This window comes from Candidatus Cloacimonas sp. (assembly GCA_035403355.1).
Taxonomy (GTDB): Bacteria; Cloacimonadota; Cloacimonadia; order Cloacimonadales; family Cloacimonadaceae; genus Cloacimonas.
In genome coordinates, this window is record DAONFA010000004.1 from 34,603 (window position 1) to 51,520 (window position 16,918).

The following is a 16,918-nucleotide window of genomic DNA, read 5'->3' on the forward strand; positions in this document are numbered from 1 at the left end:
TATATCCCTGTTATCTACTTTAAGGAAACCGTAAGGAGTTAGAATGGCAAAAATAACCGTAATAAACCTGAATAAGTATTATGACAATAGTGTTCATGCAGTTAAAGATGCAACTTTTACTGCGGAAGATAAAGAATTTGTAGTTCTTGTGGGTCCTTCCGGTTGCGGAAAAACCACTATTTTAAGAATGATCGCGGGTTTGGAAGAGGTCTCTTCCGGCGAAATTTATATCGGTAATACCCTGGTTAATAATGTTCCCCCCAAAGATAGAGACATTGCTATGGTTTTTCAGAATTACGCTCTCTATCCGCATATGACAGTTTTTGATAATATGGCTTTTGCCCTTAAAATGCGTCATTTTCCTAAAACAGATATCAAAAGGATTGTTACCGAATCAGCTAAACTATTGGGTATAGAAGCTATGCTGAAAAGAAAACCGGGTCAGCTTTCCGGAGGTCAAAGACAGCGTGTTGCCCTGGGTAGAGCTATTGTTCGCAATCCTAAGGTCTTTTTATTTGATGAACCCCTTTCCAATCTGGATGCCAAATTACGGGTAGCAATGCGGGCAGAAATAGTTAAATTGCATCATTCCTTAGGTAATACTATGATTTATGTTACTCACGATCAAGTGGAAGCGATGACTATGGCAGACCGCATTGTAGTTATGAAAGATGGGGTAATTCAGCAAATAGATACTCCCTTAAATATCTATAATAATCCGGCAAATATGTTTGTTGCCGGTTTCATTGGCAGTCCAGCCATCAATTTAACCCAAGGTAAACTGGTTATTAGTAATAGCTCTGTATATTTTAACTGCGGAGATTATCAATTGCAGCTTACTTCCAGCCAGGCAGAAACGCTGAAGAACTATATAGAAAAGAACATTATTATGGGCATCAGACCTGAGGATATTTATGATTCCCGCTTTGATGCTATGGCTGAATCTCCTCAAAAGTTCACTACCAAAGTGGATTTTGTAGAGCCCTTGGGCAACGAATATCATGTTGTTTTAACTACTGAGCACAACGAATATACGGCTCGCTTTGATCCCAAAGAATTGCCTAAAATGGGACAGGACTTAAGCATTACGGTTGATATGGCTAAGGCACATTTCTTTGATCCGAAGAGCGAAACAAACTTATATTAAGCCCTTAACTGCTCTTTAGTTACAATATAAAAGCTATGAGGCGCAAAGCAGTAAAACAGAGTATTTATCTTCGCCTCCTTATTTTTACCCTGCTTTGCCGCTGCTCTTTCCTTTCTTGCATTACAACCGAAAATTCTGCCTCTGCCAATGCCCTGTCCGGAATTACCATTCTCTCCGTTTCTCCTGCCGATTTTTCTCTTTCTCCGGTAATTGGCAAAAGCGGAATCTGCTTTAGCTGGCATCAACCCTTTGGCGTAAAAGATATTAGTGTTTATGGTTTGCATAGTGCTTTTCCAATTAAACCCTTGCTGATAGCTACGGGAATTGATTATCTTGCTCATCCCGATTATCGCTGGCAGGATGAATATTTAGCTCTTAGTGCATCCTTTTCTGCTTTCAGTATTGGCGCTACCCAACATTTGCTATACGAAAAAATAGAAGACCAGGTTTGGTTTACCTGGAAAAGCGATTTTGCCATTGCCTACAAGGAAAAGAACTTTGCCGGGGAAATCCGTTGTAACGATATTAGTTCATCTAATAAAGCATTAACGCTATCCGCAGCAGTAACCGCCGCTGAAAATACTACTATTGCTTCTGCTTATAGCTTTTTGCCGGAAGAGAAGGATTGTTATGCCTTGGCATCTTCCTTCGCCGTTGCCAAACCTATCCTTATTCAATGTTCCTGGCAAAGTGCTCCGGCTCGTTTTGGACTGGGGCTAAAAGTGCTAACCGGAAACTGGAATTTGATGTATGCTGTTAGAACTCATACGGAACTTGGTTTAACGCATCTTGTGGATTTGGGTTATGCCTGGTGAAGGTCTTTGGCTGTTTTCTTATCTTATTTTTGCTTTGCTGTTACCCCTTATTTTCTCAAATAGAAGAAATTCCCGAACTGGAAACCGAAAACCTGCAGGATAACTGGTTAAATCAATTCTATGCGGAACTGGAAACAGGCATATATAATTTAGGTTGCAACAGCCGGACTATCTATCAAGATACGGATATAAACAGCTTTTCCGATTTCCAATTGCGGCAAAATAACCTGCGCTTCAATTTGAACTTGTATCAATATAATAAATCGGAGCTTTATACCAATTTTCAGCTTTCCTGCCTGCCTTCCCGAAATAATTTTTCTGAAATTCATTTCGGTTCCTATCGTCCTGCTTTTGCCTTGGGAACTATCTTCAAAAAAAGCAGAGACGAATCCCTGTTTACAATTCAGCGGGCAGCTCATCCTGTAACTTTTTCTCCTTTAGGCACAGCAGCAATTTGGCGGTTTCATAATCTTTCCACCTTTTTCATAGCTTCAGGACAAAACCGCAAGGCAGTTATTCAAGAAGGAAAAATAAAATCCCTGGCTAAAACGGTTCCAGCCGCTAAACCTTGCGTGCAGGAAAATATTCTTGCTTCAGGAATTGAATATCGCTATAAAAACAGCAATTTCGCTGCTTTATTTTACAGGCAAAATTACAATAGAGATTTTGCCGATACTCTGCTGGCAAAAAACCTGAATGGCTACTCCATCGCAGCTAAAACTGCCGGAAAAAACTATACATTAACCGCCGAAACTTCGTTGCTTAAAGACAAGACGGTTTTCCAGACCACCGCTGAATTCCGCTACAATAATATTTCCCAGGAAATACGCTATTCCTATTGGCAGGGAAAACAAATTCCTGCTTACTCCGCAAAACCTTGTCTCTTAAGCAGCCAGGGAGAAAATCAGGAAATTGACTGGGAACTGGATTATTTGCTGCAGAAAAATGTTTTATGCGGAATGCGTTATGCCCTAATCCGTAAAAATAACGCCCTTAAAAGCCCTACCTGGAATTCCCGCACTATTCTGTATCTAACTTTGAAGCCAGCTAAGAATATTATTAATTTACAGCTGACCCGCTTAGACAGAGAAATTGTAACCACATTAGATAGCAGCTATATATCTACTCTTCCTGCCCATTATCGCCTACGCTGCAAAATTGAAAGCAATATCCATCCCAAACTATCCCTCGCTTTACTCTTTCGCTATCACTATGAAGATAAAAAAGAACTCCACAAAAACAGCTTTTATTGGGAAAACTCCGTGCACTTGCAACATAAAAAATTGGATTTTAACAGCGGAATTAAAACCTGGCAGACCTTAAATACCCTCATTCTGCCCGATCCGGAAACAGAAAATCCTGCAGGATTTACCACCGCAACCAGTGAAGATGACAGAATCTTTGCGGAACTTACTTTTAAGGGTAAGCTCTTTACCCTGAAAACTGAATTGCAGCAGTCCTGGTTAAACGGCAACCGCACTCTCTATCTATCTTTAAGAATATAATACCGGGGCTATTTGTACTCTGTGGCAATAAGTTAGCTTGCAAATAATGAGACCTTTACCTGTCTCTTTGCCGGGGATTATTCCCTGCCAAGGTGAATCTTTTATGCTTCTCAAAACCTTCTTTAACGACTCCTTAGCGAAGTTAAAGCATCGTTAAAGGATCGTTAAAGAGTCGTTAAAGAAATGACCAGGCAACAAGTAGTTAAATAAAATCCACAAAGTAATTACCTAAATCACGATAATGAACGGTGCCAAGATTTCTAATGTCGTCCTATTGTATTCTTCAAGATGTTATATAATCAGAGGATACATTTAATCGTTATTTCCGGTTCGCCGATATAAATACTATCCTGCAGACAATATATTTTACTTTTCCTGTTTCTCAAGAGTAACGAAGAAATCCCTGCCAATATTTTCTATCTTACATTGCCAGGGAGAGATATGGGCAAAAAGCTGATGCAATTGTTTTTCATTATAAAGATAAAGCGGGCATTTGAATTTATAGCGAATTTTCCGTTGCCAAGCCAAAAAGCCCTTATCCGAAGGAAAACTGAAGAGCACTTTTTCGTTTGCCAGGTGCATTGCTTTATCAATAACCGGTTCAGGATTTTTGATGTAATCCATAAACCCCATTAAAATAAGGTAATTATATTGTTTATCTTCCGGCAGGGTAGTAAAATCGGCTACTGCAAACCGGCATATTTTCTCCACTCCTGCTTTTTTTGCTTCTTTCTGGGCTAATTCTATCATAGCAGGGGCAAAATCTATACCATAAACAAAATCCGGAGAACCCTTTGCCAAAGTTATGGCATATAATCCAGGTCCGCAGCCCACATCCAGTATTGATTTTCCTGCGAGGGGATTACAGGCAGCGATTGTCTTTTGAAAACGAATGAGCATCGTTTGCCTGAACCATTTATTTATCAGGCGTTGAAAAGTGCCAGTTCCGCTACCGTAAATGGCATTAAAATCACCCGAATAACCATTGAAAAAAGAGGCGGTTTTGTTTTCCTGCATTTTATTCTCCTTCTCCCTTTGGGGCATCTTCCCTGGAAGTAACAACTTGGGATATAGTTTTTTCCGCCGGATAGGTTTCCATATATTGCCTGCAAGTGATAAATTTATTCTCAGAAAGAATGGCTTTTAATTTAGCAGGCACCGTATCCAAGTTTACATAACTTTTGAAATACGCCAACTTGTTCATTTTAATCCGCGGATGCCGGGGCTCCATTTCTCGCGGATGAATGTAAAAAAGAGTGGGAATTCCTTCCTTTTCCAGCTTTTTGTGCATCGCCAAAATAACCCTTTTGGGAAAAAGACGCAAATAACCACCCCCAAAAAAACAAATTTCTTTACCGCAAAAAGGCGCTACGGAAATAGGAAATTCACATATCCTTCCTTGTGCGGTAGTTACCCAATAGGGCTTTTTCTGCGTTGTTTTATAACCACCATAGTCCCTTTTAATCGGAAAAACAGAGGAATCGGCACGAAAACCTGCCTCCGCTAAGGTCTCAAAAAACCAGGGTGTCGCTTCCGTGAAAGAAAAACTGGGACTTCTAAATGCTGTAACCTGCTCGGAACTGATGTCTTCCAGAATTTTTTTGGACTGCATCAAATCGGCTGCAAATTCTTCTCTGCTCATTTTATATATGAGCCGATGATACATCCCATGCGAGGCAATTTCATGCCCCCTTTTCTGCGCTTCTTTCACTAATTGCGGATACTTCTTCGCGATGTAACCCAAAAAGAAACAGGTTGCCTGCACTTGATAAGTATCCAGCAAAGCCAGCAACTTCATAAAACCGCTTTCTACAATGCTCGGTAAAGAATCCCATTCTGAAACCGGCGGCTCACCTCTTTCTTCGGTTACATTAAAATAGTCCTCCACATCAATGGTGAAGATGGACTTAGGGTATTCTCTCATAACTTTTTCTGCTGCATTCCTCTTAAAATTTATCATCTTTCCAATCAATGGTTATGATAATTTCTCTTCCAACTTATTGCGCTTAGCACACTTGTCTATTTTACAGAACAACTTTGCACTCATTGGCTGAACCTTACAATTTTGAATGTATCATAAATAATGTTAGATATCTGTTCCATGATTGTCACATCAGGTTCGTTATTCCTCGCCACCGTTAGGTACTTAGCAAATAAGCGATTAATATGTTGTTTCGTTGCATCGCTCATACCGAATATATCAGGCATAAGTGATTTGTTTATATCGTTCGGCTCAAGTTTACTTAGCCCGTTTCCATATTCCCGCTTGCATGACTCAAGCATAAATATTGAAACATCTGACAATAAGTATGCAATGAATAATGTCCTGTCTTTATCTATTAGTTTGTTTAAATAGACGCAGTGAAAAGTAGTTAGATTTCTGACAAGAGCATCATTTAAAACGAATCTTGGCTTTTGTCTATTAAAAACACCAATCCAGAGGTCTGAAGGTGGTCTATTCTCAAGAGAATACCACGGCGATCTTTTTGATGTTAAGTATTTTCTATTAACACCTAATGACAAACCCAGTTTAAGGTATGCATCTATGGATGAGTTTGCCTCTTGAGTAGCATCAAGAAGATATACTTTTTTATCTCGGCTTAGTAATTGCTTAAAATCTTCGCCCGTGAATACTTGTGATACTACATCTTGAGCTTTGCCAATGCAAGGAATTAAGCATGACTGCGGTATTCCATTCTCTACTGCTTTTGTTCTGTTAAAAGTGAAGTAATCATTATCTCCTGTAGCTATGCCTCGTTTTACGGTTGCAAATAGCATAAATGGTACTAATCTACTGGACACTGTTACTGCAGGGGGACGATAGTAAACTGACCATTTTGCACGGGGGTCAAGATCCTTATGTTGGAAACACAACATATTAGAACTGTAAGTGTTTGTGTCTATCTCTGTTTGGTATTCTTTAAGCTCATCTGGATCAGAAACACTTATCATTGCTACAGTGTCAGTATTTGTGTCATTTTGCAGTAGCAAGATAGTTGATGTCGTGAGTGTTTTTGCAAAAGCCATGCAATTAAAATCTACCACAAACACATACCGTAGGACCTTTGACTCAATAAGAAACTTTTTTACAATTGTTCCATAATCTGAATTTAAAAATTCTGTTGGTACTATGTAACTCGCTCTACCTCCTTCTGTCATCTGCATTATAGATTTAACTAAAAACATCGTATAGAGATTTGATGTCTTCCTGAAATGAACTCCAGAATGAAATTCAACTTCGTTAACAACATCTATATTTATGTAGTCATGGAATTTTAAATAGGGGGGGTTGCACACTATCCCATCATACTTTCTGTCCCAATCATTGAACATATAATCATCATTTATAAGCTGAACATTTGGGTATTGTGAAAATAATCCTTTTGCCCAATCATACATCAATTGGTCGATTTCGTATCCTATAATTGGCGTGCTTTTATACTCGTTATAACTTAATATTTGCCTTGAAAAGATACCTAAGCCAAATGCTGGTTCAAGTATTGTGGCAGGATTAATCCTTAGAATCCAGGATATCATAAATTCTGCAATATCTATAGGAGTAAAAAACTGGGCGTATTTTTTCCGATGTCCTTCTGATACAATCCCATTGTATGTCTCCTCAATTGTGAGGTTAGTATGAAGATCTGAATCTACCATTCATTTATTCCCAACACTGATTTTAGCCCATCTATGTCTAAATAGGCGTAACCATTTTCAAAAGTGACATAAAATAGTAGTTGTCCTCTTGTAAGCTCTTTTCTTACGCTCTTGTGAACTGGTTCATCTACTTTTTGTGCTATTACATGAGTAGATCTTGCCCTAATTTTTATAGTTTTCTTATTTTGATTCGCTACATCCCCCTCAATGAAGTATTTTACTCCTTCATTTTCAGAATCAGTTAGCAAGGTTAATATATCTATGAATGAAATAGCAAATACTTTATCAAAGAAGACCTGAAAGTAGTAATGAGGGACATTAAAATTCTGTATCCATTTGTTTACTACCGTGAGGTCTTCTACTTTAGGAGTAATACTTAAGTAAGATCTTTTCTTAACATCTTGAAGGTTTTTCTTTAACTTCTTGAATAGATTGTTGAGTTCAATTAACCTATCGGTTGATCCCCAACCTGGTACTTTAAATGAAATAGCATTAAGAGTTTCATTAGTTATACTTTCCAGGATAGTTATATATTTGGATCGACTCTTGTGTGATAAAAGGTCTAAATATTCCGATAGAATTAAATCTCTTACAGCTAAGGCCTCTCTTGCACACTCGGTAACTCTATTCTGCATATAAGTGTCGTATTTATCTATTAAGAAGGCGCTAGATCTGATTTCAATACCTGCTATAGCATGTTTAACATAGTTATGTATAACATGCTCTTCAAACCTACTAATATCTTTGCCAAATTGCTCATTATAATCTTCTTTTCTAAAGAGCAATAGGTCGGGTCTTTTACCAATAGTGTCGAGCTCGTTTTGAAATGTCTCGAAGAAATCTGAAAAACCAGCATCTCCAGCAATAATATCATCAGATTTACCATACTTAACGGCAATGAGAGTGTTAGAAGTTTCATTAATTGCATTGAATATAATCCTCTCAGCCCAATCTCCCTGTTCTTTGTTTGTAACAAAATTAGAGGCAGCTTGAGAGGGAGCTTTAGTTCTAACTCTCGGAACATTAAAGTCAATCAAAGAGTTTGGTATTCTTTCTATTATTGCTTTCACATCATCTACATATGACATTTATTTCTCCATTATTCTTCAAAGTAAAAATCTCATATCTCTTTCATCCACTTATTTTTAAGCATTCACTCAATACAAAACTCATAAAAGAAGTAGTGAATTCTGTCAATCTAAAAATTTGTATGAATTCCCATATTATACTTTGGCTGTTTAAAAATATAATATGAATTCCCATATAATACTTTGGTTGGTTAAAAATATAATATGAAATTCCATATTGTATTTTGGTTGCTCCTTTTTTATATGAGTAATCCTGTCCAATGCCCTACTCTTTAAAGATATCAATATAGCTACTAAATATGAAAATGCGGTTCCTGGAGTATCCAGTTGTCTCTTGCAGGATATTTATATCTACAAGGTTATTAACCAATTGACTGGCAGGAACATAATTGAGATGGAGGAGGTCTTCTACTTGTTTGATTGTAATGACAGGTGCCTGATACAAATGCATCAATAGCTTTCGGGCATTCTCCGCTCTCCTTCCAAGTTTCATTAGCTTGTTTTCTGTACTCCTTTGGAGCTTCAGGATATTCTCAAATGTTTCCTTTCCCTTTACTGATGTCTCTATAACTGCCTGTAAGAAGAACCGTACCCAGTGATTAATGTCATTGGAAGCTCTTACCCGGGTTAGAGCGTCATAATACTGTTCTCTATGCTTCTCAAAGAATTCTGAAAGATAGAGAGTGGGCTTCAGCAGAAGATTATTACTTACCAAATATAAGGTTATGAGCAGCCGACCGATTCGACCATTGCCATCCTGGAAAGGGTGAATGGTTTCAAACTGGTAATGTAGCAAAGCACATCTAATCAGATGCGGTACCAGAATATTATCATTATGTATAAACTTCTCCAAATCATCCAGCAAATCCTGCATGTCATCTACATAAGGTGGAATGTAAGCTGCATCAGCCAAAGATGATCCCCCAATCCAGTTTTGGCTGGTTCTAAACTGACCCGGGGTTTTATGTTTCCCGCGCACATTATTCATCAGAATCTCATGGGTGTTTCTTATTAAGCGCAAGGAAAGAGGTAAAGTTGCCAATTGTTCTATTGCCACATTCATTGCCTGAACATAGTTCCGAACTTCCTGCCAATCATCTCTTTTTTCTGGTCCAATGGCATCAGCTTCTTTTACTACATCCTCTATTTCTGTTTTTGTCCCTTCTATCCTACTGGAGGTATTGGCTTCTTTAAGAATGTGCATTCTAATGAACAAATCCACATTAGGGACGATTATGGAAAAAGCATTCAGTTCTCCCAATGCTTGAATAGCTTTCTCCAGCATAACATTTATCCTTGGATCATCCCAAGTCCACTCCTGGTTTATCTTATTTGGCAAGAAGCTCTTATACTGGAACTGGTTACGATATATCCCTGATTTGAAATCTTCTAATTTCATCATATTCCTCGTGGGTTTTCTATCAATGTCTTAGCTTTAATGTGGTATGCAATCTCTAACTCCTCGCAGAAATCTATAACTGTTTTGACTGCGTCGTTATAAAATCGTTGAAAACCTGGATAGGTTGACACCAACTTGTTGTAATGCAATCTCCCAAAGATAATCCTATCAGTGAAGGAAACTTTACTAATTAATGTTCTATGTTGTTTCCCAAATGCTGGTGTCCATTCCAATTCATTGTTTCTCAGGTTTTTTAAAAGCATCTAATATCCTTTGTTACTCACAAGCTATGTAAAGATAAACAACTGCTTGCACTGTTTTCATCTTATCAATCCAAGTCAAGTTCTTTTTCACAAATACTATGTTCATACTATAGTCAAAAATATCTTGACTAAATATCAGGGTTACCGGATAGTGTCTCTGATGAAAATATAGTATTCAGGAAGGATAAAAATTATGATCCAAAACCTTCAACTAATCAAAAATCAAGCCCAGCTGAAAGAGATGGGCAGCCCCTTAAAATATAATATTCTGAAAGAATTGATTAAGGCACCGGCTACTTGTCAACAGCTTGCCACTCTTTTTGCCTGCAGCAAGCAGAAAATGCACTATAATTTAACGCAAATGCTTTCTCAGGGTTTACTAAAACTTGAAGACGATGCCTATAACAATAACAAAGAGGTCTATTATAGAGCCACGGCACGCAGTTATGTTCTGGATTTGGCAATTGGATTGGAAACCAATGGAAAAATATTGGATAACCGCAATATAATCAACAGCATTCTGGAACAGGAATATCATATCAATTTGAATAATATCGCCGCCAAACTGATTGAGGAAGCTTTGAAACTGACGAAAGGAATGCATTTGCTAATTACTACGGGAAAATTCAATTTGCCTTTGGTGGAAAAATTATTGCTGGAGGCAGGGAAAAGAGGAATTTACACTTCCTTAATATATCAGGACTTGGAACAGCTACAGGCAAGAGCGGAGCAATATTCGTTAATTGCTTTTCAAGCGGACTATGAAAATTTTAACCAAAAACTGAAAGAAGCGGATGTTTATTTGAACCTTAACGGAGAATCCAGAACTATAGAGGTTACCGATGAGGAAAAATTACATATCCGAAACCGAATGCTGGAAAAAGGACGCAAGATTATTAAAGAAAAGAAAATCCGTTTGGCAATGATGCCTTCTCTTTTATATGATACTCTTTCCGAACAGGCAATTGAAAGTGAAGTTCAATTCTGGCATGCTTTGGATATTAATTATCAGCTGCTTAGCGATAAAACCATCGCTTTATGCCGGAAATTCGTGAACAAGAATTATGTAGAAATTGAAACCAAAGGCGATACTTTTCAGTTCGGGATCAATAATATCTGGGCTGAATGTGGTTCTTTTGGCAGATGTGAATTTCAGTCCCCTATTATTAACCTGCCCGGAGGTGAAATTCTAATTATTCCCAAGCCGGATACAATGCAGGGAAAAATAGTCGGTGACCGCGCTTATGTTTTGGGCGAGGAGATTTTGCATCCGGTAGTGGAAATCGTCAATAATGAAATAACCGTTTTTTCCGCAGCCAGCAATCAGCATCAATTAGCCAAGGCAATTGAAACCGGAGGAAAAGACGGTAGAAAGGTTGCTCTTATCTGTTTAGGAACTAATGATAACATCCGCGGCGGCAATATTGATAATGCTTTAAAGCATAAAAGCAGCGGATTTATGAGTGTTTATTGGGGAAGTAATAGAGATGTGGGTGGAGATATTGCCGGAAACAATGAATGGTTCATCCAAATTGAAAACCCCCAGCTTAACTTTATCTAAAAAAAGAGGTCTATAATGAAAAAATCATTTTTACTGTGTCTCCTCATTTTCTGTTCTGCCATAGCTTTCGGGCAATGGCATATAGATGAGGATTTTGAAGGTATTACTACTCTTCCTGCGGGCTGGATTACTTATGATGACGGTGATGGGATGACTTGGCGTAATTTGGAAAATGCCAGCCACGCTCATTCCGGAACCCGTTTTGCCTTTGCCGATAACTATTTTCCCAATCAAAATTGCGACTGGTTGATTACTCCTCAAATATCTATTGCCAGCGGTGATTCCCTTAAATTTTACACGCGTGCCTGGTATGACACTGAAAGTTTGCAGGTTTATGTTTCTACAACCGGCAATGCCATCAGCAATTTCAGCACTCAGATATTGAATTTACAGGGCTTGGGAACTGCTTTTCAATATGCAAGTTATAACCTTTCAGCTTTTGCGGGACAGAATATTTATATCGGTTTCAAATGGCAGTGCGTTACTTATGGAATTATTGTGGATGATGTGAAAATAGGTCAGCCCGTAATTGTAACTCCCGAATTAAATCTGCCTGAGAGTTTTAGTTTCTGGCAGGGTGAAACCATAACCGTAGATTTTACTCCCTGTATAGTAGCTACGGATATCAATAATATTCAGCTTACCTGGCAAACTCCAGAACATATAACTATTTCTGCCACAGGTTTAGCTGTAACTTTCAGTAGCGATAACTGGAATGGAACGGAAAATATTGCTTTTACTCTTACTGATAATATAACCGGGTTAACAGCTACAGACACTGTTCAGATTATCGTGCATCCCATTCCTACAGTGGATATGGCATTGCAAACAATATTATCTCCGCAAAACAATGAGTATGTGAACTCTGCTTTTTCTCCTGTAGTAGTAGTAAAGAATAATGGTCAAATATTGTGGGAAGACCAGCTGGAGGTCTGTTTCAAAGTATATAACAGCCAGAATGTTCTTGTAGATAGTGTGGCTTCCTATTTTAATCCTGTTTTGGAACCTGAGGCAACTTATGAAGCTGTCTTTCCTTCTTTCAGCATTGCTAACGAAGGGGTTTATACCGGAACTTTTCAAATTAACCTCAGCGATAACAACCCCACCAATGATACCATCAGCCAAATCTTCAATGTTATTTTAAGAGTAAATACAGGCGGTCCTGATGCTTTTGGCTATCGCTATCTGGATAGCACAGCAGAAAACGGTCCTGTTTTCAACTGGATTGATATCAGTTCCACCGGCGCTTCTACAATTATGTATGGAGTGAATGCTTTTAACGGAGATGATAACTTTTCCGAACCCATTCCTTTTGGTTTTAGTTTCCCCTTCTACGGTTTGAACTATACCACCGCTTATGTAGATATCAATGGAGAAATTCTGTTGGCGGAAAACAATTGGTATTCAGAATATCCTGATAGCGGATGGGGCAATGACGGAAATATGTTTAACTATATGTATCCCATTCCCGGCTATACCCAAATGCCAGGTTTGATAGCTGTTTTCTGGGATGACCTGCATTGTGATCAAGGCAGTGGAGATATCTATTTTCAAAGCTTTGGAGAAGAACCCAATCGCTATTGTGTAATTCAATGGCATAATGTGAGGTTTCATGCCGGAACCGGAGTTTCCACTCTTCTGGATTTTGAGGTTATCCTGCACGAAAACGGGGAAATAGTGATGCAATATAATTCTACGGCTACAGGACAAACCGGAGCTAATGTTCCTCACGATAATGGCAAAAGCGCTACCGTTGCTTTACAAAGCGCTGATGCCACAATGGGCATCTGTTATTTACGGGAAATTGTGCAAGATAATACTTATCTCGGAGTTGAGCCAGCAGGAAATTTACTCTTTGATGGTTTAGCCCTGCATTTTTACAGTGGAGAAGATACACAAGCACCTGTCATTACCCATACTGCTCCTGGAAATACTTTCAATCCGTCACCTGTTTTAAAGGCAAAGTTCTTAGACCTTTCTGAACTTGCCAATGTAACTCTGGATTACAATTTCGGCGAGGGCTGGAATACTTTGGAAGGGGTGACAACCGGCAATGGCAACTATGATTTTGCCCTACCGCTAATCCCTGCGGGACATACTCTTAGCTACTATTTTGCAGCTGCAGACATTCACAACAATAGCTCATCTTTACCTGCAGAAGCTCCAACTGAAGTTTTTCAGTTCAAAATCTTACCTTCGCAAAATACAACGGTCTTGCTTGCCTATAGCGGAAAGCAGGATTATCAAAATACAGAGCTGCCGGTCTATATAGAACGCCTCAATAATGCCAATATTACTTACGACATTTATAACTGGGAAGAATATGCCGAATATACAATTCCAGATGTCTATTCTACCATTTTCGCCTATGCCAACACTGGAACTGCAAGTCCTGCTACTTTATATTTATCCCAGAAATTGGTGGACTTTTTAAATTCAGGAACACCGGACAACCGCAAAAATCTGTTTTTCTCCTCCGATGGCTATGCTTTCAGTCAAGCCGGAACACCTAATTTCCATCCTATGAATCTGTTATTGAATGGCTATTTAAGAACTCAATCCATAGCAACCGGTTCAGGAGGCGGAACTAACGGTTTGGCAGGTCCGGATGTTTACAGCTATCAGGAAGGCACAATTATGTGCACAAATTCTTCCCCCGTGGGAACTATCAGCACAGAATACAGCGTTTATGCCAATAGCCCCGATTGCATTTTTGCTTATGACAGTGTTCCCGATTGGTATGCAGATACGGTCTCCTATCCTGAAATCGGAGCAGTGAATGCTTTTATATTTGAAGACGGACCCGTAGGAGGTCATGCTTATTTGTATCATGGGGTTTGCGCAACCGCAGTAGAAACTCCGGCTTACCGGACTTTTTACTTTACCTTTGATTTATCGCAACTGAATAATTCCGCTCAAAGTTCAGCTCTCTTCAGTGATTTAATAAATTGGTTCGGCATTACTCCCAATGCCGTTACCGACAACGAAATGCCAATTATCCAAAGCAAACTTATGCCAAATTACCCTAATCCGTTTAATCCTAAAACTACAATAGCTTTCACTCTGGCAAAAGCAGGTAAAGTAGATATCAATATCTATAACCTGAAAGGGCAGAAAGTTAAAACCCTGTTCTCCGATAATCTGCTTCCCGGAAAGCATTGTCTTGTTTGGGACGGCAAAGACGATAAAGGCAGCGGCTTAGGTAGCGGAATTTATTTCGTAAAAATGCAAACCGGGAAAACTACTGACACCCGCAAAATCACAATGCTCAAATAAGGAATAACCAATGCGTAAATATCTGATTCTAACAATGCTGCTGTTTTCTCTGTCCCTGTTAACAGCAGGGGACTACATTATTGGTTCGGGAACAGGTAATCAAAATAATGTTCCTTTTAATGGTTATTATAACTTCAGCTGGAGCAGGTTCTTTTTTACTGCTGACGAATTACTTGCCTCTGGAATTGTAGATACCGTAACTATAAACAAAATCGGCTTTCAGTTGGTATCAAACACTTTTAATAATTATATAACTAACGACCAACGAATATATATTCATGAGTTCTATGACGAAAATTATCCTTCCAGCCCACAATATATGAATCCTTCAAATTATCCGATTGCCTATCAGGGAACTATTTCCTGGACAAGTCCTGGCTGGGTTTTTATTCAGCTGACGACTCCATATATATATACCTATAATGGCAATAGTTCTTATCCTAATGGAATTGAAATTCTCTGGGAAAATAGAGACGGTTCCTCTCAAAGCCCCTACCCGAGATTTGCTTATACCCAAGCAAGTGAAAATAGAGCTGCTTACAGATATAACAATAGTTCGTTTCCTACTGATTCCGGAACCAGAACAAATAAGAGACCTAATGTCTGGTTTATTTCTCCTGCTACTACAGTTCCTAATCCAGCGGTTAATCCTATTCCTGCCAATGGGGCAACCGGCGTGGAGATAACCACAAACTTGAAATGGAATAGCGGAGGAGGTGATCCTGATGATTACCTTGTCTCTTTGTATAGAACTGATCCCTTAACATATATAGTAAATAATCAAGTAACTACTTCCACCACCTATACTCTGCCGACTCTTTTGGATTATAGCACTACTTACTATTGGAGAATTATCCCCCGTAATAGTTTTGGCAACGCAATTGCCTGTCCTGCCTGGAGTTTTACTACTATACCGGATCCTTCTATTATGAATTACCCCTGGACGGAGAATTTTGATGGAAGCGAATTTCCTCCAACTGATGATTGGCTACGAAAAGGAGGTGATCTGGTTGACCCTATTCAATTGGGGGGTAGCTCATTATGGGAACAAGATGACTGGCTGAATATTTCTGGAACCGATAAAGCTGCCAGCATCAATATCTGGGGTAATGTAAACGGCTGGCTTATCACTCCGCAATTTCTGTTTACTGAAGATAGTGATTATCTCTATTTTGATTTGGCATTTCTTAAATACAATCAACCACCGACGGGAACTCCTCCTGCTTTAACTGGCATTGATGATCGCTTCGCCGTTTTAATTTCCGATGGCTATACCTGGAGCACAGCCAATATTATGCGGGAATGGAATAATAGCGGTTCGCCTTATGTCCTGAATGATATTAGCCCTTGGGGAGAAAGGATTTGCATTCCCTTAAACGGTTTAACCGGACATAAAAGAATTGCCTTTTTTGCCGGCTCTACAACTGCCAATGCCGATAACGATTTTATGATCAATAACCTTTATGTGGGTCCCTTAATTCCTGATCCACCGCAAGTGCAAATTACCCAAATTGGAGATGACCTCTGCCTTCTCAGCTGGAATGAATGTTCAGGGGCTACAGGTTATGATATCTATGCTGCCGATTCCCCTGAAGGTTCCTGGGAACTAATAGCTTCCACTGCTGAAACGCAATTTGAGTTATCAGCCCAGGAATCTAAACAATTCTATCGGGTGAAAGCAATCGCAAGATAGGGAAAACGATGTTCCAATCGTCTCTCTTAATGTAAAATGAGTGTTGGCGGAGTTTGCTGAGCTCCGTCTTTTTTTTCTTCCGGAAAAACGACATCTCGTTGTTTCATAGTTGACCAGGAGGTCAGCATTACGGAAAAACGACATCTTGTCGTTTCATAGTTGACCAGGAGGTCAACTTTCCGGGGTTGTGTAGTTGACCAAGAGGTCAGCATTACGGAAAAACGACATCTTGTCGTTTCATAGTTGACCAGGAGGTCAACTTTCCGGTTTGTGTAGTTGACCAGGAGGTCAGCATTACGGGGTTGTTAGTTGACCAGGAGGTCAACTTTCCGGTTTGTGTAGTTGACCAGGAGGTCAACTTTCCGGAAAAACGACATCCTTGTCGTTTAATATGGTTGACCAGGAGGTCAACTTTCCGGTTTGTGTATTGACCAGGAGGTCAACTTTCCGGGTTGATGGTTGACCAGGAGGTCAACTTTCCGGGTTGATGGTTGACCAGGAGGTCAACTTTCCG

At 39.2% G+C, this 16,918-nt stretch carries 11 protein-coding genes; 6 read left to right on the forward strand and 5 right to left on the reverse strand.

Translation table 11 applies throughout. The features are described 5' to 3' along the window. Nucleotides 1–43 precede the first annotated feature (43 nt). Genes ugpC through PLE33_02245 form a run of 3 tightly spaced genes read left to right on the forward strand, consistent with a single transcriptional unit; the run spans nt 44 to nt 3,467 of the window. A complete protein-coding gene (ugpC, locus tag PLE33_02235; protein ID HPS60063.1) occupies nt 44–1,147 on the forward strand; it encodes a sn-glycerol-3-phosphate ABC transporter ATP-binding protein UgpC in 1,104 nt (367 codons plus the stop codon). 35 nt (nt 1,148–1,182) lie between these two features. Beyond that, nucleotides 1,183–1,962 (forward strand): hypothetical protein, encoded by a 780-nt coding sequence (locus PLE33_02240; GenBank protein ID HPS60064.1) that lies wholly within the window; start codon nt 1,183–1,185, stop codon nt 1,960–1,962. After that, nucleotides 1,959–3,467, forward strand: a complete 1,509-nt coding sequence (locus tag PLE33_02245) for a hypothetical protein (protein ID HPS60065.1) — start codon at nt 1,959–1,961, stop codon at nt 3,465–3,467. The genes PLE33_02240 and PLE33_02245 overlap by 4 nt, the downstream gene beginning before the upstream one ends. A gap of 366 nt (nt 3,468–3,833) precedes the next feature. Here PLE33_02245 and PLE33_02250 read toward each other — a convergent pair whose 3' ends face one another. The 5 genes from PLE33_02250 to PLE33_02270 form a co-directional block, all read right to left on the reverse strand. Then, a complete protein-coding gene (locus PLE33_02250; protein ID HPS60066.1) occupies nt 3,834–4,484 on the reverse strand; it encodes a class I SAM-dependent methyltransferase in 651 nt (216 codons plus the stop codon). Between the two features lies 1 nt (nt 4,485). Then, nucleotides 4,486–5,427: a polysaccharide deacetylase family protein gene (locus PLE33_02255; GenBank protein HPS60067.1), complete on the reverse strand. Its 942-nt coding sequence runs from the start codon at nt 5,425–5,427 to the stop codon at nt 4,486–4,488. Nucleotides 5,428–5,510: 83 nt separating this feature from the next. Continuing rightward, nucleotides 5,511–7,124 carry an N-6 DNA methylase gene (locus PLE33_02260; protein HPS60068.1) on the reverse strand — a complete coding sequence of 538 codons (1,614 nt, stop codon included), beginning with the start codon at nt 7,122–7,124 and terminating at the stop codon, nt 5,511–5,513. Further along, nucleotides 7,118–8,212, reverse strand: a complete 1,095-nt coding sequence (locus PLE33_02265) for an AccI family restriction endonuclease (GenBank protein ID HPS60069.1) — start codon at nt 8,210–8,212, stop codon at nt 7,118–7,120. The genes PLE33_02260 and PLE33_02265 overlap by 7 nt, the downstream gene beginning before the upstream one ends. Before the next feature lie 265 nt (nt 8,213–8,477). Then, nucleotides 8,478–9,611, reverse strand: a complete 1,134-nt coding sequence (locus tag PLE33_02270; GenBank protein ID HPS60070.1) for a Fic family protein — start codon at nt 9,609–9,611, stop codon at nt 8,478–8,480. 456 nt (nt 9,612–10,067) lie between these two features. Here PLE33_02270 and PLE33_02275 point away from each other — a divergent pair, with 456 nt between their 5' ends. The 3 genes from PLE33_02275 to PLE33_02285 are packed head-to-tail and all read left to right on the forward strand — an operon-like array spanning nt 10,068 to nt 16,404. Continuing rightward, a complete protein-coding gene (locus tag PLE33_02275) occupies nt 10,068–11,435 on the forward strand; it encodes a helix-turn-helix domain-containing protein (GenBank protein ID HPS60071.1) in 1,368 nt (455 codons plus the stop codon). 15 nt (nt 11,436–11,450) lie between these two features. Beyond that, entirely contained in the window at nt 11,451–14,711 is a 3,261-nt protein-coding gene (locus tag PLE33_02280; protein HPS60072.1) for a choice-of-anchor J domain-containing protein, read from the forward strand. A 10-nt stretch (nt 14,712–14,721) separates the two neighbouring features. Continuing rightward, entirely contained in the window at nt 14,722–16,404 is a 1,683-nt protein-coding gene (locus tag PLE33_02285) for a hypothetical protein (GenBank protein ID HPS60073.1), read from the forward strand. The last annotated feature ends 514 nt before the right edge of the window (nt 16,405–16,918 follow it).

Bases quoted from the DNA above. Each gene is read 5' to 3' on its own strand.
- PLE33_02285 (HPS60073.1), top strand. From the start codon at position 14,722: ATGCGTAAATATCTGATTCTAACAATGCTGCTGTTTTCTCTGTCCCTG.
- PLE33_02280 (HPS60072.1), top strand. From the start codon at position 11,451: ATGAAAAAATCATTTTTACTGTGTCTCCTCATTTTCTGTTCTGCCATA.
- PLE33_02240 (HPS60064.1), top strand. From the start codon at position 1,183: ATGAGGCGCAAAGCAGTAAAACAGAGTATTTATCTTCGCCTCCTTATT.
- PLE33_02260 (HPS60068.1), bottom strand. From the start codon at position 7,124: ATGGTAGATTCAGATCTTCATACTAACCTCACAATTGAGGAGACATAC.
- PLE33_02270 (HPS60070.1), bottom strand. From the start codon at position 9,611: ATGAAATTAGAAGATTTCAAATCAGGGATATATCGTAACCAGTTCCAG.
- PLE33_02255 (HPS60067.1), bottom strand. From the start codon at position 5,427: ATGATAAATTTTAAGAGGAATGCAGCAGAAAAAGTTATGAGAGAATAC.
- PLE33_02250 (HPS60066.1), bottom strand. From the start codon at position 4,484: ATGCAGGAAAACAAAACCGCCTCTTTTTTCAATGGTTATTCGGGTGAT.
- ugpC (HPS60063.1), top strand. From the start codon at position 44: ATGGCAAAAATAACCGTAATAAACCTGAATAAGTATTATGACAATAGT.
- PLE33_02265 (HPS60069.1), bottom strand. From the start codon at position 8,212: ATGTCATATGTAGATGATGTGAAAGCAATAATAGAAAGAATACCAAAC.
- PLE33_02275 (HPS60071.1), top strand. From the start codon at position 10,068: ATGATCCAAAACCTTCAACTAATCAAAAATCAAGCCCAGCTGAAAGAG.